At 74.0% G+C, this 21,790-nt stretch carries 21 protein-coding genes; 8 read left to right on the forward strand and 13 right to left on the reverse strand.

Going from position 1 to position 21,790, the window contains the following annotated elements; genetic code table 11:
• Positions 1-6: 6 nt before the first annotated feature.
• The 6 genes from FGG90_RS06625 to FGG90_RS06650 all read right to left on the reverse strand — a co-directional run bounded on the left by FGG90_RS06625 (position 7) and on the right by FGG90_RS06650 (position 7,870).
• Entirely contained in the window at positions 7-1,284 is a 1,278-nt protein-coding gene (locus tag FGG90_RS06625; RefSeq protein WP_094128957.1) for an Nramp family divalent metal transporter, read from the reverse strand.
• A 96-nt stretch (positions 1,285-1,380) separates the two neighbouring features.
• On the reverse strand, positions 1,381-2,856 hold the full coding sequence (locus FGG90_RS06630; protein WP_094128954.1) for an NCS2 family permease: 1,476 nt from the start codon (positions 2,854-2,856) through the stop codon (positions 1,381-1,383).
• A 126-nt stretch (positions 2,857-2,982) separates the two neighbouring features.
• Entirely contained in the window at positions 2,983-3,234 is a 252-nt protein-coding gene (locus FGG90_RS06635) for a hypothetical protein (RefSeq protein WP_094128951.1), read from the reverse strand.
• Positions 3,231-4,412: an inorganic phosphate transporter gene (locus tag FGG90_RS06640; protein ID WP_094128948.1), complete on the reverse strand. Its 1,182-nt coding sequence runs from the start codon at positions 4,410-4,412 to the stop codon at positions 3,231-3,233. Before FGG90_RS06640 ends, FGG90_RS06635 begins: the two co-directional genes overlap by 4 nt.
• A gap of 115 nt (positions 4,413-4,527) precedes the next feature.
• Positions 4,528-6,264, reverse strand: a complete 1,737-nt coding sequence (locus FGG90_RS06645) for a carboxylesterase/lipase family protein (RefSeq protein WP_094128946.1) — start codon at positions 6,262-6,264, stop codon at positions 4,528-4,530.
• Between the two features lie 22 nt (positions 6,265-6,286).
• Positions 6,287-7,870 carry a CYTH and CHAD domain-containing protein gene (locus FGG90_RS06650; protein ID WP_094131467.1) on the reverse strand — a complete coding sequence of 528 codons (1,584 nt, stop codon included), beginning with the start codon at positions 7,868-7,870 and terminating at the stop codon, positions 6,287-6,289.
• A gap of 90 nt (positions 7,871-7,960) precedes the next feature.
• Here FGG90_RS06650 and FGG90_RS06655 point away from each other — a divergent pair, with 90 nt between their 5' ends.
• Positions 7,961-9,226, forward strand: coding sequence for a YihY/virulence factor BrkB family protein (locus FGG90_RS06655; protein ID WP_237583542.1), 1,266 nt, complete (start codon positions 7,961-7,963; stop codon positions 9,224-9,226).
• Here the strand turns inward: FGG90_RS06655 and FGG90_RS06660 are convergent.
• The 4 genes from FGG90_RS06660 to FGG90_RS06675 form a co-directional block, all read right to left on the reverse strand.
• Complete coding sequence (locus FGG90_RS06660; RefSeq protein WP_094128944.1) at positions 9,171-10,190, reverse strand: NADP-dependent oxidoreductase; 1,020 nt, start codon at positions 10,188-10,190, stop codon at positions 9,171-9,173. The two genes, FGG90_RS06655 and FGG90_RS06660, sit on opposite strands and share 56 nt — an antisense overlap.
• A 175-nt stretch (positions 10,191-10,365) precedes the next feature.
• Complete coding sequence (locus FGG90_RS06665; RefSeq protein ID WP_094128942.1) at positions 10,366-11,310, reverse strand: NmrA family NAD(P)-binding protein; 945 nt, start codon at positions 11,308-11,310, stop codon at positions 10,366-10,368.
• Positions 11,307-11,921, reverse strand: a complete 615-nt coding sequence (locus FGG90_RS06670) for a MarR family winged helix-turn-helix transcriptional regulator (protein WP_094128940.1) — start codon at positions 11,919-11,921, stop codon at positions 11,307-11,309. Before FGG90_RS06670 ends, FGG90_RS06665 begins: the two co-directional genes overlap by 4 nt.
• A gap of 85 nt (positions 11,922-12,006) precedes the next feature.
• Complete coding sequence (locus tag FGG90_RS06675; RefSeq protein WP_094128938.1) at positions 12,007-12,699, reverse strand: SDR family oxidoreductase; 693 nt, start codon at positions 12,697-12,699, stop codon at positions 12,007-12,009.
• 139 nt (positions 12,700-12,838) lie between these two features.
• Here FGG90_RS06675 and FGG90_RS06680 point away from each other — a divergent pair, with 139 nt between their 5' ends.
• A complete protein-coding gene (locus FGG90_RS06680) occupies positions 12,839-13,186 on the forward strand; it encodes a hypothetical protein (protein WP_094128936.1) in 348 nt (115 codons plus the stop codon).
• A 128-nt stretch (positions 13,187-13,314) separates the two neighbouring features.
• Positions 13,315-13,773: an Hsp20/alpha crystallin family protein gene (locus FGG90_RS06685; RefSeq protein ID WP_094128934.1), complete on the forward strand. Its 459-nt coding sequence runs from the start codon at positions 13,315-13,317 to the stop codon at positions 13,771-13,773.
• A gap of 104 nt (positions 13,774-13,877) precedes the next feature.
• On the opposite strand, the gene FGG90_RS06690 is transcribed toward FGG90_RS06685, so the two are convergent.
• From FGG90_RS06690 to FGG90_RS06700, 3 genes are read right to left on the reverse strand one after another with little or no spacing between them, the layout of a single operon-like run.
• Positions 13,878-16,388, reverse strand: a complete 2,511-nt coding sequence (locus FGG90_RS06690) for a GNAT family N-acetyltransferase (RefSeq protein WP_272930236.1) — start codon at positions 16,386-16,388, stop codon at positions 13,878-13,880.
• Positions 16,385-17,755: a lysine N(6)-hydroxylase/L-ornithine N(5)-oxygenase family protein gene (locus FGG90_RS06695; protein WP_094128932.1), complete on the reverse strand. Its 1,371-nt coding sequence runs from the start codon at positions 17,753-17,755 to the stop codon at positions 16,385-16,387. The genes FGG90_RS06690 and FGG90_RS06695 overlap by 4 nt, the downstream gene beginning before the upstream one ends.
• Positions 17,752-19,395, reverse strand: coding sequence for a pyridoxal phosphate-dependent decarboxylase family protein (locus tag FGG90_RS06700; RefSeq protein ID WP_094128930.1), 1,644 nt, complete (start codon positions 19,393-19,395; stop codon positions 17,752-17,754). Before FGG90_RS06700 ends, FGG90_RS06695 begins: the two co-directional genes overlap by 4 nt.
• Before the next feature lie 208 nt (positions 19,396-19,603).
• Here FGG90_RS06700 and FGG90_RS06705 point away from each other — a divergent pair, with 208 nt between their 5' ends.
• The 5 genes from FGG90_RS06705 (at position 19,604) to FGG90_RS06725 (ending at position 21,700) form a co-directional block, all read left to right on the forward strand.
• Positions 19,604-19,915, forward strand: coding sequence for a hypothetical protein (locus FGG90_RS06705; protein ID WP_094128927.1), 312 nt, complete (start codon positions 19,604-19,606; stop codon positions 19,913-19,915).
• Between the two features lies 1 nt (position 19,916).
• On the forward strand, positions 19,917-20,069 hold the full coding sequence (locus FGG90_RS06710; RefSeq protein WP_165771392.1) for a hypothetical protein: 153 nt from the start codon (positions 19,917-19,919) through the stop codon (positions 20,067-20,069).
• A 100-nt stretch (positions 20,070-20,169) separates the two neighbouring features.
• Positions 20,170-20,454, forward strand: a complete 285-nt coding sequence (locus tag FGG90_RS06715) for a hypothetical protein (RefSeq protein WP_094128924.1) — start codon at positions 20,170-20,172, stop codon at positions 20,452-20,454.
• Positions 20,455-20,456: 2 nt separating this feature from the next.
• Positions 20,457-20,750 carry a hypothetical protein gene (locus FGG90_RS06720; RefSeq protein WP_237583543.1) on the forward strand — a complete coding sequence of 98 codons (294 nt, stop codon included), beginning with the start codon at positions 20,457-20,459 and terminating at the stop codon, positions 20,748-20,750.
• A gap of 53 nt (positions 20,751-20,803) precedes the next feature.
• Positions 20,804-21,700: a glucose 1-dehydrogenase gene (locus tag FGG90_RS06725; RefSeq protein WP_094128918.1), complete on the forward strand. Its 897-nt coding sequence runs from the start codon at positions 20,804-20,806 to the stop codon at positions 21,698-21,700.
• Positions 21,701-21,790 lie beyond the last annotated feature (90 nt).

The following is a 21,790-nucleotide window of genomic DNA, read 5'->3' on the forward strand; positions in this document are numbered from 1 at the left end:
CCTCCGCTAGAGGAGCTTCCCGACCTCGGTCACGAGCTGCTGCACGCCGAGCACCACGAACAGCAGCGCCGACAGGCCCATCACCGTGTTGCTGAGCGGTCGGTTCCGCCACGCGCGCGGCGTGCGGTCGGTGTTGAGGAGCACGAGCAGCGTGATGGCCAGGAACGGCATGAAGAGCGCGCCCAGCACGCCGTACGCGATGATCAGGCCGATCGGCTGGTCGAGGAACAGCAGGCCGATGGGCGGGATCGTCAGCCAGACGATGAACCCCCGGTAGTAGCTGCCGCCGAGGCGGCGGCGCGGGTCCTCGACGTCGAGGCCGCGGATCGTGCCCAGGAAGTCCGCGAACATGAGCGAGACGCCGTTCCACACGCCGAGGATCGACGAGAACGACGTCGCGAAGAAGCCGAGCAGGAAGAACCACGTCATGAACGCGCCGTACCGCTCCCCCAGCACGTCGGCGAGCTGCACGAGCCCGCCCTCGCCGTCGGCCAGCGCGATGTCGGCGGAGTAGAGGAGCTCCGCGCCGACCACGAGCATGGAGAGCACGAAGACGCCGCTCATCACGTAGGCGACGGAGTTGTCGATGCGCATGACCTTCATCCAGCCGGGCGCCACCCAGCCCTTCTCGCGCAGCCAGTAGCCGTACGCCGCGAGGGTGATCGTGCCGCCGACGCCGCCCGCGATGCTGAGCGCGACGACGAGGCCGCCCTCGGGGATCGTCGGGACGAGGCCCGTGAGGAGCGCCGGCACGTTCGGCAGCGTGACGATCGCGGCGCCCACGACGGTCACGAACATGAGGCCCACGAACACCGCGATGATCTTCTCGAACGCGGAGTAGCGGCCGAACCAGACGACCACCGCGCCGACGAGGCCGCACGCGATCGCGAACACCTTGAGGTCGACGCCGGGGAACAGCGCGGCCAGCGGGAGGGCGGAGGAGCTCATGGCCGCGGCGCCGTACACGAGGCCCCAGATGAGGATGTACGGCCCGAAGTACCACGTGGTCCAGCGGCCGACGCTGCGCCAGCCCTCGAAGATCGTGCGGCCCGTCGCGAGCGAGTACCGGCCGGCGCCCTCCACGAGGAAGATCTTGATGATGACGCCGAGGACCGCGGCCCACAGCAGGGCGTAGCCGAAGCGGGATCCGGCCACGAGCGTCGCGACGAGGTCGCCCGCCCCGATGCCGGTGGCCGCGACCACGAGGCCGGGTCCGACGATGCGCCAGCGCTTCGCGGACTCCTGGGGTTCGCGGACGTCGCCGCGGGTGTCGAGGTCGGTCATGTGCGGGCTCCCGTGCGTCGTCGAAAGGGGGTCCCGTCCCACCTTACGCACGGCTGGGCGCGTCGCGACGGCGGGGGCCGCCGCGACGGGCCCGGATCAGACGCCCAGCAGCTGCTCGATCGGCCCGCGCGCGAAGAAGACCAGGAAGCCCGCGGAGACGGCCCAGAGGAGCGGGGACACCTCGCGCGCGCGGCCCGAGAACGACCGCACGAGCACCCAGGAGAGGAAGCCGACGCCGATGCCGTTGGCGATCGAGTACGTGAGCGGCATGACCAGCACCGTGAGGAACACGGGCAGCGCCACCGAGAAGTCGGTCCAGGAGATGTCGCGGATCTGCGACGCCATGAGCGTGCCCACGATCACCAGCGCGGCGGCGGCGACCTCGAGCGGCACGACCTGCGTCAGCGGCGTGAAGAACATCGCGAGGAGGAACAGCACGCCCGTGACCATCGACGCGAGGCCCGTGCGGGCCCCCTCGCCGATGCCGGAGGCCGACTCGATGAAGACCGTGTTCGACGAGCTCGACGTGGCGCCGCCCGCGACCGCGCCGAAGCCCTCGACGACCAGCGCGCCCTTGAGGCGGGGGAAGTCGCCGCGCTCGTCGGAGAGGTCGGCCGCCTTGGCGAGGCCGGTCATGGTGCCCATCGCGTCGAAGAAGTTCGTGAACACCAGGGTGAAGACGAGCATCAGGCTCGAGATGATGCCGATGCGGCCGAACGCGCCGAAGTCGAAGGCGCCGACGAGGCCGAGGTCGGGCAGCGACACGGGCGCGCCCGGCAGCACGGGCGCGTTGAGGTTCCAGCCGGTGGCGCCCGAGGTGTTCGACGGGCCGATGTGGAAGACCTGCTCCACGACGATCGCGATCAGCGTGGTGGCGACGATGCCGATGAGGAGCGCGCCCGGCACCCGGCGGGCCATGAGCACGCCCATGATCACGAGGCCGACGATGAACACGACGGTCGGCAGCGAGGCGATGGAGCCGTCGATCCCGAGCGCGAGCGGCGAGGCCGGGACGCCCGTGCCGCGCACGAAGCCGGAGTCGACGAAGCCGATGAAGGCGATGAAGAGGCCGATGCCCACCGTGATGGCGGTCTTGAGCTCGCGCGGCACGGCCCGGAAGATCAGGGTGCGGAGGCCCGTGGTGGCGAGCAGCACGATCACGAGGCCGTTGATGACCACGAGGCCCATCGCCTCAGACCAGGTGACCTGGCCGACCACGCTGACCGCGAGGAACGAGTTGATGCCGAGGCCCGCCGCGAACGCGAACGGGAGACGCGCGACGAGGCCGAACAGGATCGTCATCACGCCCGCGGTGAGGGCCGTGGCGGCGCCGACCTGCGTGGCGCGCAGCCAGTTCCCCTCGACGTCGAGCGTGGCCGCGTCGGCGCTGAAGCCGCCGAGGATCAGCGGGTTGAGCACGACGATGTACGCCATCGTCACGAACGTGAGGACGCCGCCCCGGATCTCGCGGGCGTAGGTCGAGCCCCGCTTCGTGATCTCGAAGAACCGGTCGAGCGCGCCGCGCCCTCCGGAGGTCTCGGGGGCGGGGGACGACGTGCGCGCTTCGGTCATGGGCTTCTTCCGCGAGGGGTCGGGTCGGGCGACGGGGAGAGGAGGAGCCGACGACCTTGTCGGGACGGGATCGAGCCTAGGGGCGGGCGCTCGGACGGGACCCGCCCGGATCCGCGCGGCCGCGGGTCAGGAGTGCAGGGCCGGGACGATGAGGTACACGCCGTAGAGCACGGCGAGGCCGCTCAGCGCGAAGCAGACGTAGCCGCCGACGGTCGCGGCCTGCGGGCGGATGCCGGTGACCGACACCTTGTCGCCCTCGTCGTCGTACTCGGTGCCGACGGCGAGCAGCCGCACGCCGAGGGAGAAGAGGCAGACCACCGCGACGGCGCCCACGAGGGCCGCGACGGCGACGATGAGGAACGCGCTCCAGTCGATCATGCGGCCTCCCTGGCCTTCCGGGCGGCCTTGGTGGCCTTGCGACCGCGGACGGCGAACCCGGCCGCGTCGACCTCGACGATGGCGTTGCGCGCGTGCACCGCGTTGCGGCGGGAGCGCCAGAAGATCCAGACGATGACGGCCACGCCGACGACGGCGTCGATGACGAAGCCGACCGTGCCGGTGCTCGCGACGAACGCGGCGATGGCGCCCACGATGGCGGCGGACGGCAGCGTGAGGAGCCAGCCAAGCGCGATCTTGCCGACCGTGTTCCAGCGCACGGACGCGCCGCGGCGCCCGAGGCCCGAGCCGATGACGGATCCGGACGCGACCTGCGTGGTCGAGAGCGCGAAGCCGAGGTGGCTGGACGCGAGGATCGTGGCCGCGGTCGACGCCTCGGCGCTGAACCCCTGCGCGGGCTTCACCTCGGTGAGGCCGGATCCCATCGTGCGGATGATGCGCCAGCCGCCCATGTAGGTGCCGAGCGCGATGGCGACCGCGCACACCGCGATGACCCAGAACTCGGGGCCGGAGCCGGCCGCCTGGAAGCCGCCCGCGATGAGCGTGAGCGTGATGATGCCCATGGTCTTCTGCGCGTCGTTGGTGCCGTGCGCGAGGGCCACGAGCGAGGACGTGAAGATCTGGCCGTAGCGGAAGCCGCCGCGCTCGTTCGGGCCGCTCGAGCGGCGCGTGATCGAGTAGGCGAGCTTCGTGGTCGTGTACGCGATGAGGCCCGCGATGGCCGGGGCGAGGAGCGCCGGGAGGATGACCTTCGACATCACGACGCCGAAGTCGACGGAGCCGAGGCCCGCGCCCACGACGGCCGCGCCGATGAGGCCGCCGAACAGCGCGTGGCTGGAGCTCGACGGCAGGCCGCGGAGCCAGGTGACGAGGTTCCAGACGATGGCGCCCATGAGGCCCGCGAAGATCATGGTCGGCGTGATCTGCACGCCGCCGTCGCCCTCGCGGATGATGCCGCCGGAGACGGTCTTCGCGACCTCGGTGCTGAGGAACGCGCCCACGAGGTTGAGGACCGCGGCAATCGCGACGGCCACGCGGGGCTTCAGCGCGCCGGTGGCGATGGGCGTCGCCATCGCGTTGGCCGTGTCGTGGAAGCCGTTGGTGAAGTCGAAGAACAGCGCCAGGACGATGACCAGGACGACGATGAGGGTGAGATCCACTACCGGATCCCTCGAGCGGATGTCACAGTCGTCGATCCTAACGGCTTGCACACGGGCAGCCGGAACGGGCGACCTGCGGATGGCGGGCGGGTGAACGCCCGGGGCCGGATGCCGGTCAGATGTGCGGCACGAAGTCGCGCCAGGCGACGCGGCGGTCGGCGTGCGGGTCGTGCTCGACGCGGTCGACGACGTCGAAGACGTACGTGGCGCGGCGGCGCGGGCCGCTGTCGCGGATGCCGCCCGGGCGGATGCGGGCACGCAGGCCGGTGCCGGCGCCGGGGCGCGACGGGCCGCGCTCCCCCGCGGATCCGGTGCCCGCGGTGACGTCGTCGGCCTCCTCGAGGTCGCGCGCGACGTCCTCGTCGTCGCCGACGTACGCCGGCCACGACTCGTCCACGGTGCCGTCCTGCGCGAAGCGGAGCCAGGCGATCCGCATGCGCTCGCCGGCCGCGACGAACGCGCGCCGGCCGCCCAGCAGGGTCATGCCGCGGCCGATCAGCGAGTCCATGCGGTCGAAGAGGGCGAAGAGCTCCAGGCCGTGCGTGGCGTCGAGGCCCATGAGGCGCACGAGGCGCGGGGCGACGTCGAAGCGGTAGAAGTGCACGGGCGCGTGCCGGGCGTGGCGCTCGGCGACCTTGATGGACGGGAACCAGAAGGCGTAGTCGCCGCCGAAGTCGAGCGCGGCCCGGCGCTTCGGGAGGCCCGGGTACAGGGCGGCGAGCTCGTCGCGGTGGCCGTCGTCGGTCTTCGCGAACACCGCCTCGATGCGCGACGGCGTCGTCGCGAGGATGTCGAGCCGCCCCGTGAAGAGCGACCCCTCCCGCTCGTTGGTGCCGATGATGAGCGGCACGCGCGCGGCCCGGCCGTGCTTGAACGCGTCGAGCGGGCGCTCGGGCAGGACGTCGCCGTCGATGACGGGACTGAAGGTGATCGTGCCCGGATCCTCGTCGGGCGTCCGCACCATCAGCTCGTTCGCCGCGGCCGAGAGCGTGGACGAGCTCGCCGTGGTGAGCAGCCGCACGGCCTCCGCGTCGTCGGGCGCGCGGCCGGCCCGGTCGGCGAGGAGGGCGACGAACCGCTCCGCCCAGCGCGCCGTCTGCTCGGCCGGGTAGACGGCGTTCGTCGGCGAGCTCTGCGCGATGGCGCGGGCGAACAGCCCGTGCGCCGACGGCGTGGCCATGAGCGTGGTCACGGCGTTGCCGCCCGCGCTCTCGCCGAAGACCGTGACGTTCGCGGGATCGCCGCCGAACGCGCGGATGTTGTCGCGCACCCACTCGAGCGCGCGCACCTGGTCGCGCAGGCCGAGGTTCGACTCGATGGGCCGCTCGGGCGTGGAGTACCGGCTGAAGTCGAGGTAGCCGAGCGCGCCGAGCCGGTAGTTGAAGCTCACGTAGACGATGCCGCCCTGGCGCACGAGGCCCTCGCCCTGCACGGGGACCTCGCGCGAGGATCCGACGACGTAGGCGCCGCCGTGGATGAAGACCATGACGGGGCGCAGCTGCGACTCGCGGTTCACGCGCGCGGCGCCGGGGCTCAGCCCGGACGGCGCGATGACGTTGACGGTGAGGCAGTCCTCCCCCATCGGCGTGCCCTGCGGCGCGCCCATGAACGCGCCCGCGCTGACCTGCGGCGCGACCCGGCCGAAGTGCTGCGCGAAGCGCGCGCCCTCCCAGCCGACGACGGGCTGCGGAGCCCGGAAGCGGAGGTCGCCGCGGGGCGGTGCCGCGTACGGGATGCCGCGCCACGCCTCGACGCCGCGCTCGCGCACGCCGCGGACGGTGCCGCCCGTGACCGCGACGTCCAGCTCCGACGGGTCGTACGCCGGGGTCGGCGGATCGGCGTCGGGAGTCACCCGTCGAGCTTACGTGCCCGCCTCAGGCTCCCGGGACGGGCGTCGCGAGCAGCCGCTCGACGGCCCGCTGCGCCCGCCAGAGCGCCGACTCCGTGCGGAGCCGCTCGGCCTCGTGCAGCACGCCGAGCGCGAAGGCGTCCTCGCCGCGGGCCGCGAGGCGGCGGGCCTCGTCGCGGAGGACGCGCTGCATGGCGAGGCCGTCGCGGTGCTCGCCCAGCTCGTCGTGGACCTCCTCGGCGGCCGCGGCGAGGCGCATCGTCTTGCGGCCGAGGATCGGCGCCGTGCGGCCGCTGACCTCCTCCGCCGCGTAGCGCAGGCGCTTCGCGGCCTTGCGGACCTCGTGCAGCGCCTCGACGCGCGCGGCCTCGCCCGGCGCCTCCTGCGCGACGGCGGCGCGGCGGCCGACCCGCTCGGCGTCGCGGCGGAGGGCGGCGTGCAGGGCGGGCCCGGCGGGCGCGCTCGCGTCGTGCGTGAGCGGCGGATCCGCGACGAGCCGGTCGAGGTCGTCGAGCAGCGCGACGTAGCGCGCGGACGAGAGGGCGCGGACCACGCGCTCGCGGGCCCGCTGGTACCGCTCGTCGAGGACGTCGTGCAGGGCGTCGGCCACGTGGTCCGGGACCGTCGCGGCGTCGTGCTCGACCACGGACCAGACGACCCGGTCGCGCAGCACCTCCATGTCGCGGGCGTCGCCGAGCACGACGCCGAGCGCGGTGAGCTCGGCGCGGACGGGCGCGGTGGCGACGGGGTCGACGACGTCCTGGTGGGTGCGGAGGGCGCTCCGGAGGCGGCGGACGGCGACGCGCATCCGGTGCACGGAGTCGGGCTCGTCGGCGCGCACGTGCGGGTCGGCGGCGATCAGGTCGCGGACGCCGCGGGCGAGGATCGCGCGGGCGACGTCGGACGCGGGACCCTCCTTCGTGAGGGTGGCGGGATCCGGCAGCGCGGGTCCCGCGGGCGCCTGCCGGCCGAGCGCGTCGGCACCGAGGGCGCGGGCGAGCTTGGAGGCGCTGTCCGAGGGGCGGGCGCCCGCGTCGAGGACGTGCCGCTCGATCCGGTCGAGGAGCGCCGTGCGCTGCTTCCGCTTCGCGGGCGCGTCCGGCAGCAGCTCCACCTCCCACTCGTGCCAGGCGCGCACGGTGCCGCCACGCACGTCGGATCCGGTGACCCGGTCGTCGGCGAACTCCGCGACCGCGCGGCCCTCGTCGTCGTGCAGCGTGACGATGGTGCGCACGGTCTCGAGGCGCGCGAGCGGCGTGAGCTCGCGGCCGCGCACGTGCGCGGCGACCTGGTCGAGCACGGGGCCGGGGATCGCGCCGCCGTCGTCGTCGCCGTCCGCGAGCGGCCAGCCGAGCTCGGTGCGGCCCTCTCCCCCGTCGGCCGGCAGCTTCACGTGCCAGCCGGCGTCGTGCCCGCCCTCGCGTCGGCGCAGCACCATGCGGCGGTCGGCGAGCGCGTGGTCGGCCGTGTCGAGGTAGACCGCGACGAGGGTGACGGGATCCGCGGGCCGGGCCTCGGCGACCCCCTCGATCCCCGTGAAGGCCGGGACGGGGACGCCGTCCGGCACGTCGTACTTGCGCTCGATCTCGACGGACTGCGTGTGCACCATCCCCCCTGTGTAGCGCACCCGCCGGGGCGCGGCCAGCCGCTCCGCGCCCCGGGAGCGGCGGGGGCGCCCGCGTGGGTCAGACTGGCGGGCATGCCCCTCCGTCCGCGCGCCGCCGCGACCCGCGCCGCCGACCTCGCGCGCGAGCGGGTCGCGGCGGCCGGCGCCGCCGGGCGCACGGGACGCGACGCGGCCTCGGCCGTGCATCCGGGCGGCGAGGTCGACGACCGCGCGCTCCACCGCCGCCAGCGGATCGGCCGGGAGCTCGGCTGGTACGCCTGCCGCCGCGCGGTCTACGGCTTCATGAAGCACCGCGGCATCGACATGGCCGCGAGCCTCACCTTCTACTCCACGCTCTCGCTCGTCCCCGCCGCGGTCGCGGTGCTCAGCCTCATCGGCCTCGTGGGTGACACGCGCGCCGGCGTCGACGGCGTGCTGCGCGTGCTCACCGCCGTGCTGGGCGACTCCGCGGTCGACGTGATCCGCGACCCCGTCGAGCAGCTCGCCGACGGCCCGAGCTCCGGCATCGCCTTCACCGTCAGCTTCCTCGGCGCCCTCTGGACCTCGGCGGCGTACGTCACGGCGTTCGGCCGCGCGATGAACCGCGTGCAGGAGACCGAGGAGGGGCGCCCGCTCGTGAAGTACCGGGCGCTGATGCTCGTGGTGACGATCGTGCTGCTCGTCGTCAGCGTCGTGATGGTCGGCATGCTGCTGCTCACCGACGAGGGCGCCCGCGCGCTCGGGCAGCACCTCGGCCTCGGCGACACGACGCTCGTGGTGTGGGCGGTCGTCAAGTGGCCGCTGCTCGTGGTGCTGCTGACCGGGATCATCGGGGTGCTGTACGCGGCGACCCCGAACCTGCGCCGCCGCCGGGTGGACCTGCTCACCTGGGGCAGCCTCGTGGCGATCGTCGCGTGGGGCCTCGGCACGGCCGGGTTCGTCGCGTACGTGACCCACGTGGCCACCTACGAGTCGACCTACGGCGTGCTCGGCGCGGTGATCGTGCTGCTGCTGTGGCTCTACATCGGGAACCTGTCGCTCGTGCTGGGCGGCGAGCTCGACGTGGAGATCATCCGCGCCCGGCAGCTGCAGGCGGGCATCCCCGCCGAGCACGCGCTGCGCCTGCCCGTGCGGGACACGACGCGGGCGGAGCGCCTCGCCCGCCGCCGCGCGCTCCTCGAGGACGAGGGGCGGCGGCTGCGCGAGGCGCGGAACCCGCAGGTCGCGCCCGGGGACGACGACGGGGAGCGCCGGGCGGACGCGCCGCCGACGCTCCCCGAGGACGACACGAGGGAGGTGCGGGTCAGGCGGAGGCGCTGGTCCGCACGACCATCTTCCCGACGTTCTCGCCGCGCATGAGGCCGGTGAAGGCGTCGAACGCGCGGTCGATGCCGTCGATCACGGTCTCGTCGGCCGTGATGCGGCCCTCGGCCAGCCACGGGCCCATCTTCGACGCGAACTCGGGCGCGAGGTCCTGGTGGTTGCCGAGGGTGAAGCCGCGGAGCGTGAGGCCGCGCGTGACGATGCGGCCCGTGTTGCGGATCGCGATCTCCTCGCCCGTGGAGTTGTAGGTCGAGATCGACCCGCAGTTGGCGACGCGGCCGCCGTCCTTCAGGGCGCCCAGCGCGGCGGAGAGGTGGTCGCCGCCGACGTTGTCGAAGTAGAGGTCGATGCCGTCGGGCGCCGCCTCCGCGAGCTTCCGGTCGAGGTCGCCGCCGTGGTAGTCGAAGGCGGCGTCGAAGCCGAGGTGCGAGGTGAGGCGCTCGACCTTCTCCGCGGATCCGGCGCTGCCGACGACGCGCGAGGCGCCGAGCAGGCGGGCGATCTGGCCGACCATCGAGCCGACCGCGCCGGCGGCGCCGGACACGAAGACGACGTCGCCCTCCGTGATGGACGCGATGCGGGTGAGGCCGACGTAGGCGGTGAGGCCCGTGAGGCCGAGCACGCCGAGGTGCGCGGAGGACGCGACGCCCGGGACCTCGGGGACGGGGCGGAACGCGCCCGCCTGGCCCTGGGCGACGTCGCGCCAGCCGAGCATGTGGCTGACGAGCGTGCCGACGGCGAGGTCGTCGGAGCGGGACTCGACGACGCGGCCGACCGCGGATCCGGTCATGGTCTCGTCGAGCTGGAAGGGCGGCACGTAGGACGGGACGTCGTTCATGCGGCCGCGCATGTAGGGGTCGACGGAGATAAACTCGTTCTCGACGCGGACCTCGCCGTCCTGGAGGTCGGGCAGGTCGACCTCGACGCGGCGGACGTCGTCGGGGGTGGGCTCGCCGGTGGGGCGCTTCGCCAGCTGCCACTGGATGCTGCGTGCAGACATGGGTCTCCTTCGTTCTCGGGTGCGGGCGGTCGGACGGCCGACCCGCGGCGCTCGTGGCGCGGCCCCACCCTTCCACCGCCCGCTGGATGCGGCACCCAGCGAGCCGTGGCCTCGTGACGGGGCGGCCGGGCGCGTCGCCGCGTCCGCCGCCGCGTCGGGCACCCGCGGGTCGCGGCTAGGCGGCCGTCGCGGTCGCGCGGCTCGCGACGTGCGCGGCGAGCACGTCGCGCACGCCCGTCCACGTGTGGTCGCCGAAGCGCTCGCGGTCGACGCGCAGGAGCTCCGCCTCGCCGCTGTACATGCTCACGAGGTACTGCATCCCCTGCCAGGCGGGGAAGGCCTCCTGCTCGTCGCGGCCCACCCGGCGCATGACCTTGCTCGTCGCGGAGAGGGCGCCCGTGGATCCCGCCCACTGCAGCGCGAAGGGCGTGCCGGTGACCTCCGTCATGATCCGCGCGAGCTCGCGCGCCGTGACCCGGTCGCCCGCGACCTCGACCGCGCGGGGCGCGTCGTCGTCGAGCGCCACGAGCGCGACCACGCGCGCCGTGTCGTCCTTGGTCGTGAAGTCGAGCACCTGGTCCGCGGACGACCAGTAGAGGACGCGGCGCCGGTCGAACAGCACGATGGGCGCCTGCCCGGTGAGCATGTCGGCGAAGGCGCCGATGAACACCGAGGTCGCGCGCACCGGCGCCGCGTCGAGGTCGGCCGCGAACTCGCGCCGGAGCTCGAAGTTGCGGTTGCTCCCGGGGGTGACCCGGCGGTAGTCGGCGGAGTAGTCCGAGGGGATGAAGCGCGGGACGCCGGCGGCGACGGTCGCCGCGAGGAGCGCGCGCTGCGCTCCGACGATCACGGCGCGGGCGCCGCTGACGGCGGAGACGACGACGCGCGCGCCGGCCACCGCGCGGATCAGCGCGGCCCGGTCGGTGTAGGCGGCCTCGACGACCTCGACGCGGGGATCGTCGCCCCACGCCTCGGCGGCCGCGGTGCTGCCGGGGCGGGTGAGGACGCGGACGCGGGCGCCCGCCACGAGGAGCTCGCGGACGATGCGGCGGCCGATGTCGCCGGTGGCGCCCGCCACGACGACGGGGCCGGATGCGGATGCGGGGGAAGAGGTGGTCACGAGGGTTCTCCGTCTCGAGGGGTGCGGCGCGCCGGTCGGCGCGAACGATGGGGGGCGGCGACGGGCTGCTCGAGGCGCTCCGCGTCCGCGTGCTCGGCGGCGGGGCCGGCGGGCTCGCCGACGCTGAGGGCGACGCGGGCGAGGAGGCGCCGGAGGGCGACGCGCTCGTCGGGCGCGAGGTCGCGCATCAGGCCGTCCTCGACCTCGCCGAGCGCGACCCGGGCGGTCGCCAGCAGGGCGCGTCCGGCATCCGTCGCGACGACCTGCCGGATCCGGCGGTCCCGCGGATGCGGCTGCCGCTCGACGTGCCCGCCCGCGGCGAGCGCGTCGATCACGTACGTCATCTGCGTCTTGTCGATGCCGAGCCGCTGCGCGAGCGCCAGCTGCGACGAGGCCTCCTCCGTGGTGATCGCGACGAGCACCTGGTACCCGCGGGGCCCGCCCGGGACGTCGGCCACGGCGGTCTGCGCCGTGCGCACGAACCCCTGGTAGACGGCCTGGATGGACCAGCCGAACTGCGTCTCGATGCCGCCGGAGCCCCAGTCGATGCCGGAAGCGTCCACGTGGGGGTCGGCGCGGTCGTGGGCGCGGGTCGCGGCGAAGGAGGTCATGGGGAGATCATATCCAGCGGAGATCGTCTGTCGCAAATACGATCTCGGCGCGCGACGGATGATCGAGGCAGGAGCGCCGCCCGGATCAGCCCCCGAACGGCCGCAGCGACACCGACTCGATCGTGCCGTCGCGGGTCTGGTCGACGACGAGGCGCACGGCGCGCGCGACCGACGCGGGCTCGAGGTACCGCGTCTCGTCGTACTCGCCGCCCTCCTTCGCGCGGAGCTCGCGCTGCATGTCGGTGGCGACGCGGCCGGGGTGCACGCTCGAGACGCGCACGCCGTGCGGGCGCTCCTCCTCGCGGAGGGCGTCGCCGAGCGCGCGGAGGGCGAACTTGGATCCCGCGTAGACGCCGCCCGTGGGGTTCGCCGTGAAGCCGGATCCGGAGTTGACGAGCACGACCTGCCCCTTCGCCGCACGGAGCGCGGGCAGGAGCGCGCGCGTCACCTCGGCGACGGCGAAGACGTTGACCTCGAAGACGCGGCGCCACTCGTCCACCGGCGTCTCCGCGACGGCGTCCCCGCCGATCACGCCGGCGGAGTGCACGAGCACGTCGAGGCAGTCGAGGCCGGGCACGAGGTCGGCGAGGCCACCCGCGGCGAGGTCGGCGGCCCAGCCGACGGCGTCCGGCAGGGAGGCGGCGAGCGCGTCGACGGCGTCACGGTCGCGGCCGTGCACGATCACGCGGTGCGTGCGGCCGAGGTCCTCGGCGACGGCGCGGCCGATGCCGCGGGTGGCTCCCGTGACGAGGGCGACGGGGCGGGCGTGGTCGGTCATGGATCCTCCTGGGTCGCGGTCCCCCAGGCTACCGACGGCGTCCGGCCATCCCGTCGGGAGCGCTCCGGAGCATGACGTAGCGTGAAGGGACCGGCGGCCGCGAGGCGCGTCGTCCGCAGCCGCCCGAGAGGATCCGCCCGTGCACGCCCGCTTCCCCGCCAGCCTCGAGGTGCTGCGCCAGGAGGCCCGCGACGAGCTGGACGCCGTGATCGAGCACTGCTGCCGGAACGGCGACGACCCGTGGGAGGTCATCCCGCAGCTGCCGACGGTGGACGAGCACGTCGTCGCGACCCTCCGCCAGGACGCGCTCGAGGCCGAGGGGATGGCCGAGGAGCTCGCCCGCGTGCGGCATCCGTCGACCGAGCCCAGCGTCGTGGCGCGCTTCGAGTACCGGCTCCTGCGCGGCATCGCGCTGGAGCACCCCGACCTCTCGCGCGCGGTCTGGACCCTCATCGGCCGCATGGAGCGCGACCTCCGCCGACGCTGACGAAGAGGTGGTGAGAGCCACATTCGCCGTCAGCGAACGCCTTGGCACTCCCCTAGGCCGAGTGCTAATCTGATCGCAGTTGAGCCGAGAGGGCTCAACCCACAGATCATCGATCAGAGGAGTCGAGCATGAACATGGCCTTCGATCCGTTCCGCGAGCTGGACCGCGCGATGGGCGCGCTGGCCGAGACCCGCCAGGCGAACCGGCCGATGCCCATCGACCTGCACCGCGAGGGCGACACCTACGTGCTGGCCGCCGACCTCCCGGGCATCGACCCGGGTTCCGTCGACATCGACGTGGACGGCCAGCTGCTGACCATCCGCGCCGAGCGCACGCTCGCCGGCGACCAGAACGTGCGGTGGCTGACGCGCGAGCGCGTGGCCGGCACGTTCCTCCGCCAGCTGACGCTCGGCCAGGGCATCGACACGGAGCGCATCTCGGCGCACTACGCGAACGGCGTGCTGAGCGTCACCATCCCCGTGAGCGAGCGCGCGAAGCCGCGCAAGATCGCGGTCACGTCCGACGAGCCGCAGGGCCAGGAGGGCCGCACGCTGACGGTGGAGCAGGGCGCGCACGCCGCGAGCTGATCCGCCCGGGCGCCGCATCGGCGCCGACACGACGAGGAGCCGTCGTCCGCATCCGCGGGCGGCGGCTCCTCGTGCGTCCGCGCGCGCGCGGCCGGCCCGTCGCGTCAGCCGATGCGCGGCCGCAGCCCCCGATGGATCGCGAGCGGGTTCCGCAGCGAGCCGTGGATCTGCATGACCGGCGCCTGCAGGTCGACCATCCGCCGGTTGTCGCGCAGCTGCAGCCGGTTGAGGCAGGAGCGGTCGAAGGACGGCGTGAACAGGTCGAACCGGGCGACGCGGTCCGCGAGCTCCGGGTGCGCGCGCTCGTGGTCGGCGAGGGCCTCCGCCGCCACGCGCCACAGCCCGTCGGGGCCGAGGTCGTCGCGGTCCTCGACGAGCGCGGCGGCGAAGCGGAGGAAGCCGTCCATCACGTCGGTGAAGACCGTGAGGGTGCGCTCCTCCTCGGGGATGTCGAGGCGGATCCGGCGCACGTCCTCCGGCAGCTCGCGCTCCATGTCGAAGAGGGCGACCTCCTCGGCGATGTCCTTCATCAGCACGCGCACGACGACGTGGTCGCGCAGCACGAGGATCACGTTCTCGCCGTGCGGCATGAAGGCGAGGTCGTGCGCGAGGAGCGCGTGCGCGAGCGGCACGAGGTAGGCGTCGAGCCAGCGACGGATCCACGCGGGAGCGCCGATCCCCGACGCGTCGATGAGCGCGCCCAGCACGGTGTCGCCGTGGGCGTCGACGTGCAGGAGGCTCGTCATGCTCATCAGCCGCTCCCCCTCGGCGAGGCCCGGCACGGGCGACTCCCGCCAGAGCGCCGACAGCATCTTCCCGTGGGAGTGGCCGGGCGGCAGCGCGGAGTCGACCCGGGCGTCCCGCACGCCGACCGACGCGACCTCGCGGAGGATCCCGAAGCCCCGCCGCGCGAACTCCCCGTCGCCCGTCACGAGCGCGTGCACCCAGTCGTTGATCGCGGGGGTCACGGCCATGTACGCCGGGGACAGCCCGCGCGTGAAGCCCATGTTGAGGATCGACAGCGACGTCTTCACGTAGCAGCGCTCCGGGGTGGTGCGGTTGGCCCAGGTGCGGATCGACTGCTGCGCGCCGTACTCGTCGTCGCCCGTGCCGAGGAGCACGATGTCGCGCGTCGCGACCAGCCCCGCGAAGGTGACGGTGACGACGTTCTCCCACTGCCACGGGTGCACGGGAACGAGCACGCGCGCGGCCGGGTCGACGCCGAGGTCGGCCATCCGGGCGCGGAACCGCTCGCGGACGACCGGGCCGAGCTCCGCGTCGAGGAACGCCTCCCGGTCGAGGCCCTCGACGGCGGCGAAGTGCGCGAGGCGCTCGTGCACGGCGAGCCAGAGGATCCGCACGTCCTGCCCCGCCTCGGGCGCGTACCGGTCGTGGTCGTCGAGGTCGAAGCCGATGCGGCCGTTGGTCGCGACGAAGCAGGGGTGGCCCTCGTCCATCGTCGACTCGACCTCCGCGTACGACGCCGTGAGGAGGCCGCGCGCGTCGGGAACGTCGCGGAGGCGGGAGAACGCGGCGGCCGAGAGCGTGCTCTGGATCTCGTCGAGGTAGACGGGCAGGACCTCGTCGGTGATCCCGAGGCGGTCGCGGAGGTCGAGCACGAGGTCCACGGCGTCGAGCGCCGCGGGCTCCCCGTCGACCGTGCGGCGGATGCTCGCCTCGTCGACGTCCCAGTGGTCGAGCTCGAGGACCCGGGCCCGGTACGCGTACGCGCTCCGGCCGTCGGCGCTCGCGACCCGGTACTCGGCCCACCGCCTCGGGTCGTGCGGGGTGCGGGGCGCGCCGGGTGCCCGCTCCGGATCCACGCGCTCGGGTTCGACGAGCAGCTCGTGCGCGAACTCAGCGAGCGCCTTGCGCACGAGGTGGCGCGTGGCGGCGGCCCAGGCATCCGGGCGGAGGTGGTCGGCGCGGTGGACGCGGGGATCCGGCTCGGCGGTCCTCGACGCGGCAGCCGGCCGGGCCTCGGTGTGGGTGTCGAGGGGGTGGTCGTGGGTGAGGGTCATGTCGTGTCCATCCGTCGGGGAGGCGTGCAGGAGGGCGTCGTCGCGCGTGGCGACACTGAGGAGCGCGTGCTTCGAGCCGAGGTCGACGACCCGGAGCGGCCGGAACCCGACGAGCTCGTTGAGGCGCTGGATCCGGGTGTTGCGCACGTCCGGCTCGACGACGAGGCGCCGTACCGCGGGATCGCGCAGCAGGTGCGCGACCACGTGCCGCATGACGGCGGTCGTGAAGCCGGGCAGCGGGTCGCCGGCCGGCGGGGCCACGAGCAGGTGCATGCCGCGGTCGCCGGGCAGGGGGTCGAGGTGCGCGCCGACGGGGTCGTCGGCCGGGTCGTAGGCCTCGACGAGGAACGCGGGGACGCCGTCGTGCAGGCCGATCCAGGCCTCGCGCGCCGGATCCGCGTCGATCGACGCGTACTCGGCCCGCACCTCCTCGAGCGTCGCGTGCTCCATCTGCCAGAAGCGAGCGCGCGGCGCCGTGACCCAGGCGTGCACGAGGGCCGCGTCGCCGTCGGGATCGAGCGGGCGCATCGCGAGCGGGAGGCGGGGCTGGAACACGAGGTCCGGGTCGGCCGCGGCGGGCGCGGGCGCGCTCACGCGAGCACCCCCGATCCGGCGACGGGCGCGTCCTCCGGCAGCCCGAACTCCTGGAACGCGATCCGCTCCTCCACGGCGTAGTCCTCGCGCCCCGTGATCGCGCGGAGGATCCGCGAGTTGCGGTGCGCGGTCATCCCGAGGTCGGGCGCGACGAAGCCGTGCGTGTGCACTTCCGCGTTCTGCACGAAGAGCGTGCCGGCGTCGTCGACCGTGTGCTCGCGCGCCACGTCGAGCCGGCCGCGCGCGTCGCGGTGCACGCGGTCGCCGAGCCCGTCGAGGATCCCGGGGGCCGACGCGTCGTACCCGCTCGCCATGATCACCGCGCCCGTGGGCCAGTCGCGCTCCGCGCCCGTCTCCGCGTGCCGGAGCCCGAGGACCGCACCGCCGTCGGGCGTCGCGCGCGCCGAGACGACCTCCGCGTTGGTGAGAAGCCGCGTCGGCACGCCGGATCCCGCGTCACCGCCGGCCCCGAGCCGCCCCTCGGCCCGCAGCGCGTCGAACGCGAGCCGCTTCCGGTAGAGCGTCTGGAAGACGTCGTCGATGAGGTCGGAGTCGATCCCCTTGTAGAGGTTCCGCTGCTCGCGCAGGAGCACCTCGCGGGCGCCCGCGGGCAGGCCGAAGAAGTGGTCGCTGTACTCGGGGCTCGTCATCTCGAGCGTGAGCCGCGTGTACTCGAGCGGGAAAAACCGCGGCGAGCGCGTGATCCAGTCGAGCCGGTAGCCGCGGGAGTCCACGTCCTCGAGGAGGTCGCGGTAGATCTCCGCCGCGCTCTGCCCGCTGCCGACGACCGTGATCGCGTCCCGCTCCTGCAGCGCGTCCTTGGCGCCGAGGTAGCCGGAGCTGTGCACGACGCCCGGGAGGTCGCGCACGGCCTCGGGCAGCCAGGGCGGAGTTCCCACGCCGACGACGAGGTTCCGTCCGCGGTGCACGTGCGCGACGCCCGCGGCGTCGACCGACTCGACGACGTACGCGCCCGCGGCCTCGTCGAAGGAGACCGCCCGCACGTCGCGGTCGAGCTCGATCCCCCGTGCCCGCTCCGCCGCCCACCGGCAGTAGGCGACGTACTCGCTGCGCAGGACGAAGAAGTCCTCGCGGATGTAGAAGGAGTACAGCCGCCCGGTGTCCTTGAGGTAGGCGAGGAACGAGAAGCGCGAGGTCGGATCCGCGAGCGTCACGAGGTCGGCGAGGAACGGCGTCTGCAGGTGCGCGGTCGGCAGCATCATGCCGGGGTGCCAGTCGAAGCGGGGCTTCCTCTCCAGCACGACGAGGTCGAGGTCGAGCGGATCCGCGAGGCACGCGAGCCCGAGGTTCGCCGGGCCGAGGCCCACGGCGACGACGTCGTGGACGCGGTCGGGGGCGGCGCTCATCGGGTCGCCTCCGCCGAGGTCACGGGCGCGGGCGCGGGCGCGTGCGCGGACTCGTGCGCGGTCGCGGTCACGGTCGCCTGCGCCGCGTCGTCCAGCCCGGCGTCCAACGCGTCGCCCGCCGCCACGACCATCCCGAGGATCTCGCGGATGTGCGCGTCCGTCGTCGCGGGGTTCAGCAGCGTGAGCTTCAGGTGCGCACGTCCGTCGACGCGGGTCGCGGCGACCATCGCCCGGCCGGAGTCCTGGATCGCCTGCCGGATGCCGCGGTTCACGGCGTCCGAGCGGATCCTCGCGCAGGTCCCCGCGGACCCGTCCCGCTCAGCGGCTGGCACGTACCGGAACACGAGCGCGCTGATCTCGGGCCGCACCACCACCTCGAGCGCCGGATCCCGCCGCATCGCGAGCCAGGTGCGGTCGGCGAGCGCGATGACGTCGTCGAGCATCCGCCCCACCCCGTCGGCGCCCACCGTGCGGAGCGTGAGCCACAGCTTCAGCGCGTCGAAGCGCCGCGTGGTCTGCAGCGACTTGTCGACCTGGTTCGGGATCTCCTCGTGCGCGCGATCCGCCGGGTTCAGGTAGTCGGCGTGCAGCGTCGCGTGCCGGAGCGAGCGGCCGTCGCGCACGATCAGCGCGCTCGAGCTCACGGGCTGGAAGAACGTCTTGTGGTAGTCGACCGTCACGGAGTCGGCGTGCTCGATCCCGTCGAGCAGGTGCCGGTGCGCGAGCGAGGTGAGGAGCCCGCCGCCGTACGCGGCGTCGACGTGCAGCCGGATGCCCTCGCGGCGGCAGACGTCGCCGATCGCGGGCAGCGGGTCCACGCTGCCGAAGTCGGTCGTGCCCGCGGTCGCGACGACCGCGATCGGCAGGAGGCCCGCCGCGGAGCAGCGCGCGAGCTCGCGCTCGAGGGCGTCCACGCGCATCCGCATGGCGTCGTCGGCGGGCACGCGGATGACCGCGTCGGGCGCGAGCCCGAGGATCCGGGCGCTCTTCTCGACGCTGAAGTGGCCCACCTCGCTCACGAGGATCCGCATCCGCTGCCGGTCGTCCATCGACAGCCCGTGCAGGGCCGCCGCCTCGTCGCGCGCGAGGAGCAGCGCCTGCAGGTTCGACTGGCTGCCGCCGCTCGTGAAGACGCCGTCCGCGTCGGCGCCGAGGCCGATGCGACCTGCCGTCCAGTCGATGAGCGACCGCTCGATGAGGGTCGCGCCCGCGCTCTGGTCCCACGTGTCCATCGACGTGTTGACGCTCGAGAGGATGAGCTCCCCCGCGATGGCCGGGATGAGGATCGGGCAGTTGAGGTGCGCGACGTACGACGGGTCGTGGAACCAGACGGCGTCGCGGAGGTAGAGGTCGTCGAGCTCGTCGAGGGCGTCGTCGAGCCCGCCGAGCGGGCGGTCGAGGTCGAGCCCGGCGAAGGAGCGGCGGAGGCGGTCGGGCGTGATCCCCGTGAACGGCCCGTCGGCGCGCCGGGCGGCGGTGCGCACGTGGGCGGCGGCCGACCGGAGGGCGGCGTCCCAGCCGGGGAGCGTCCGGTCGGAGAACAGCTCGGCGGCGGGGTCCGGATCCGGCGCGATGGCGGCCGGACGGTCGTCGACGAGGGTCGAGGCGGTGGGGAGGGAGGCGTGCGGAAGAGGAGACATGGGTCCTTCGCGGTCGAGGTGGAGCCGTGTCCGGGTCACGAGCTGGCGTGCGAGTTAGGTAAGGCTCACCTACTATCGGGGTGGTCGGGCGCGAACGCAACCCGGCCGACGCCGACCCGCGGGGACCCTCCGCGGGGCGCTCGCGTGACCCCGATTCGGGGGCGCGGTCGGGCTCGTCGGCGCCCGTCAGCGCTCGTAGGGTGGGGGCATGAGCGACGCAGACGACCCGACCGACGGCATCCGCACCGGGCGCGGCCCCGGCGATCCCGACGGGCTGGTGACGGTCGACGACGTGGTCGCGGCCGACGGCGCTCCCGCCGGCGTCGGCGACGCGGTCCGCGAGCCGGAGGGCACGGGCTACGGGCACGCGGAGGAGGACACCCTCGAGGTGGAGGACGCGGAGCCCGCGAGCGCCGAGTACCCGGAGGTCCCGGATGCCCGCTCCGTCACCGCGGCCGACTCGCACATGAGCGCCCCGGCCGACGACGCCGCCGGCCACGTCGACCCCGAGGGCCGCTGACATGGCGGATCAGGCAGCGGACGCCCCGCGCCACCCGCTCGCCGAGCCCGCGCCCATCGACGCCGACTCGATCGCCGAGCACGCGGAGGCCGCCGAGGAGGACGCCCGCGAGGACGCTCCCGACCCGTTCGGCGAGGGCCCGGACGACCAGTGATCCGCCCCAGGCGGCCCCGTCCCCCGCCCCCGGGGACGTCACATGAGCGTTGCCTGAGCGCCACCACACAGCCCTCGGGGCCGAGCGTAGCGTCGAGCGCATGGACACCGACGACCCGCGCCTCCAGCCCGCGGACACCTCAGACACCCGGCAGGACAAGGACTTCATCTCACCCAGCGAGGACGACACGCAGGTGAAGCAGAGCGAGCAGATCGTCGAGAGCGAGGGCGTCTCCGACGACGTCCCCGCCGCCGCGGACGACGTGCAGGTGCTCCCCGGCTCGGGCGGACCCGACGACGTCGGCGAGATCGAGGTCGACCCCGACGAGCTCAACCTCAGCGGCGACTCGATCCCCGGCCACCCCAAGCCCGAGGCCGGTGAGTGACCGTGACGGACGCCACCTCCACCACGCCCGCTGACGACGCCACCGGCGACGACACGGCCCTCGACACCGAGGCGATGGCGCACGACACCGTCGTCAACGACGCCGTCGCGGGCGAGACCGTCCTCCCCGACGCCGACGAGCCCGTCGAGCAGATCGACGAGGACGACGCCGTCGCGGCCGCCGACGCCGAGCCCGAGGCCGACGCCCTGGGCGTCGACGGCGAGGCCGAGCCCGCGCTCGCCCCGAACGACCTCGCCGGCCAGGACATCGACCTGGACGACACTCCGCCGAGCTGACGCCCGGCACCCACCCTTCCCCGCAGCACGCAGCACCCAGAACCAGGAGAGCCATGAGCACCGACCAGTACACGTTCCAGGACCCGACCAAGATGTACGCCGACATCGAGCCGAAGGCGCAGCAGCAGGACGGGCCCGGCCTCGACGCCGACCTGGACGCGAGCGCGGATCGCGGCGAGAAGACGTACCGCGGATCGAACCGCCTCGAGGGACGCAAGGCCCTCGTCACCGGGGCCGACTCCGGCATCGGCGCGGCCGTCGCGATCGCCTACGCCCGCGAGGGCGCCGATGTCGCGCTCTCCTACCTCCCCGAGGAGGAGGAGGACGCGAAGAAGGTCGTCGCCCTCATCGAGGAGGCCGGCCGCAAGGCCGTCGCCATCCCCGGCGACATCGCCACGGCGGAGTTCAGCCGCGAGCTCGTCGCGAAGGCGGTCGAGGGCCTCGGCGGCCTCGACATCGTCGTCAACAACGCCGGCAAGCAGCAGAACGTCGACGCGCTCGAGGACATCTCGGACGAGGAGTTCGACCTGACCTTCAAGACCAACGTCTACGCGATGTTCTGGATCACCAAGGCCGCGCTCCCCCACCTCAAGCCCGGCTCGTCGATCATCAACACCTCGTCGATCCAGGCCTACGCGCCGTCGCCGAACCTCGTGCACTACGCGACGACCAAGGCCTCGATCAACGCGTTCTCGAAGGGACTCGCCGGCCAGCTGGCGCCCAAGGGCATCCGCGTGAACGTCGTCGCGCCCGGCCCCATCTGGACGCCGCTGCAGACCGCGGGCGGCCAGCCCGAGGACGCGCTGCCCGAGTTCGGCGAGCAGACCCCGCTCGGCCGCGCCGGCCAGCCGGCCGAGCTCGCGCCCGCCTACGTGTTCCTCGCCTCCAACGAGTCGAGCTACGTGATCGGCGAGACGCTCAACGTGAACGGCGGCATGCCGACGCCGTAGCGGCACGCGCTCCGGCGCATCGCATCACCGCCCGACGCCCGGGCCGGCCGACTGGTCGGCCCGGGCGTCGCCGCGTCCGGACGCCGGACG

Origin of the sequence: Clavibacter michiganensis subsp. tessellarius (assembly GCF_021922985.1) — a bacterium.
GTDB lineage: Bacteria > Actinomycetota > Actinomycetes > Actinomycetales > Microbacteriaceae > Clavibacter > Clavibacter tessellarius.

Coding starts and splice junctions, on each gene's coding strand:
- FGG90_RS06625 (WP_094128957.1), bottom strand. CDS start 1,284: ATGACCGACCTCGACACCCGCGGCGACGTCCGCGAACCCCAGGAGTCC.
- FGG90_RS06630 (WP_094128954.1), bottom strand. CDS start 2,856: ATGACCGAAGCGCGCACGTCGTCCCCCGCCCCCGAGACCTCCGGAGGG.
- FGG90_RS06635 (WP_094128951.1), bottom strand. CDS start 3,234: ATGATCGACTGGAGCGCGTTCCTCATCGTCGCCGTCGCGGCCCTCGTG.
- FGG90_RS06650 (WP_094131467.1), bottom strand. CDS start 7,870: ATGGTGCACACGCAGTCCGTCGAGATCGAGCGCAAGTACGACGTGCCG.
- FGG90_RS06655 (WP_237583542.1), top strand. CDS start 7,961: ATGCCCCTCCGTCCGCGCGCCGCCGCGACCCGCGCCGCCGACCTCGCG.
- FGG90_RS06660 (WP_094128944.1), bottom strand. CDS start 10,190: ATGTCTGCACGCAGCATCCAGTGGCAGCTGGCGAAGCGCCCCACCGGC.
- FGG90_RS06670 (WP_094128940.1), bottom strand. CDS start 11,921: ATGACCTCCTTCGCCGCGACCCGCGCCCACGACCGCGCCGACCCCCAC.
- FGG90_RS06675 (WP_094128938.1), bottom strand. CDS start 12,699: ATGACCGACCACGCCCGCCCCGTCGCCCTCGTCACGGGAGCCACCCGC.
- FGG90_RS06685 (WP_094128934.1), top strand. CDS start 13,315: ATGAACATGGCCTTCGATCCGTTCCGCGAGCTGGACCGCGCGATGGGC.
- FGG90_RS06695 (WP_094128932.1), bottom strand. CDS start 17,755: ATGAGCGCCGCCCCCGACCGCGTCCACGACGTCGTCGCCGTGGGCCTC.
- FGG90_RS06700 (WP_094128930.1), bottom strand. CDS start 19,395: ATGTCTCCTCTTCCGCACGCCTCCCTCCCCACCGCCTCGACCCTCGTC.
- FGG90_RS06705 (WP_094128927.1), top strand. CDS start 19,604: ATGAGCGACGCAGACGACCCGACCGACGGCATCCGCACCGGGCGCGGC.
- FGG90_RS06710 (WP_165771392.1), top strand. CDS start 19,917: ATGGCGGATCAGGCAGCGGACGCCCCGCGCCACCCGCTCGCCGAGCCC.
- FGG90_RS06715 (WP_094128924.1), top strand. CDS start 20,170: ATGGACACCGACGACCCGCGCCTCCAGCCCGCGGACACCTCAGACACC.
- FGG90_RS06725 (WP_094128918.1), top strand. CDS start 20,804: ATGAGCACCGACCAGTACACGTTCCAGGACCCGACCAAGATGTACGCC.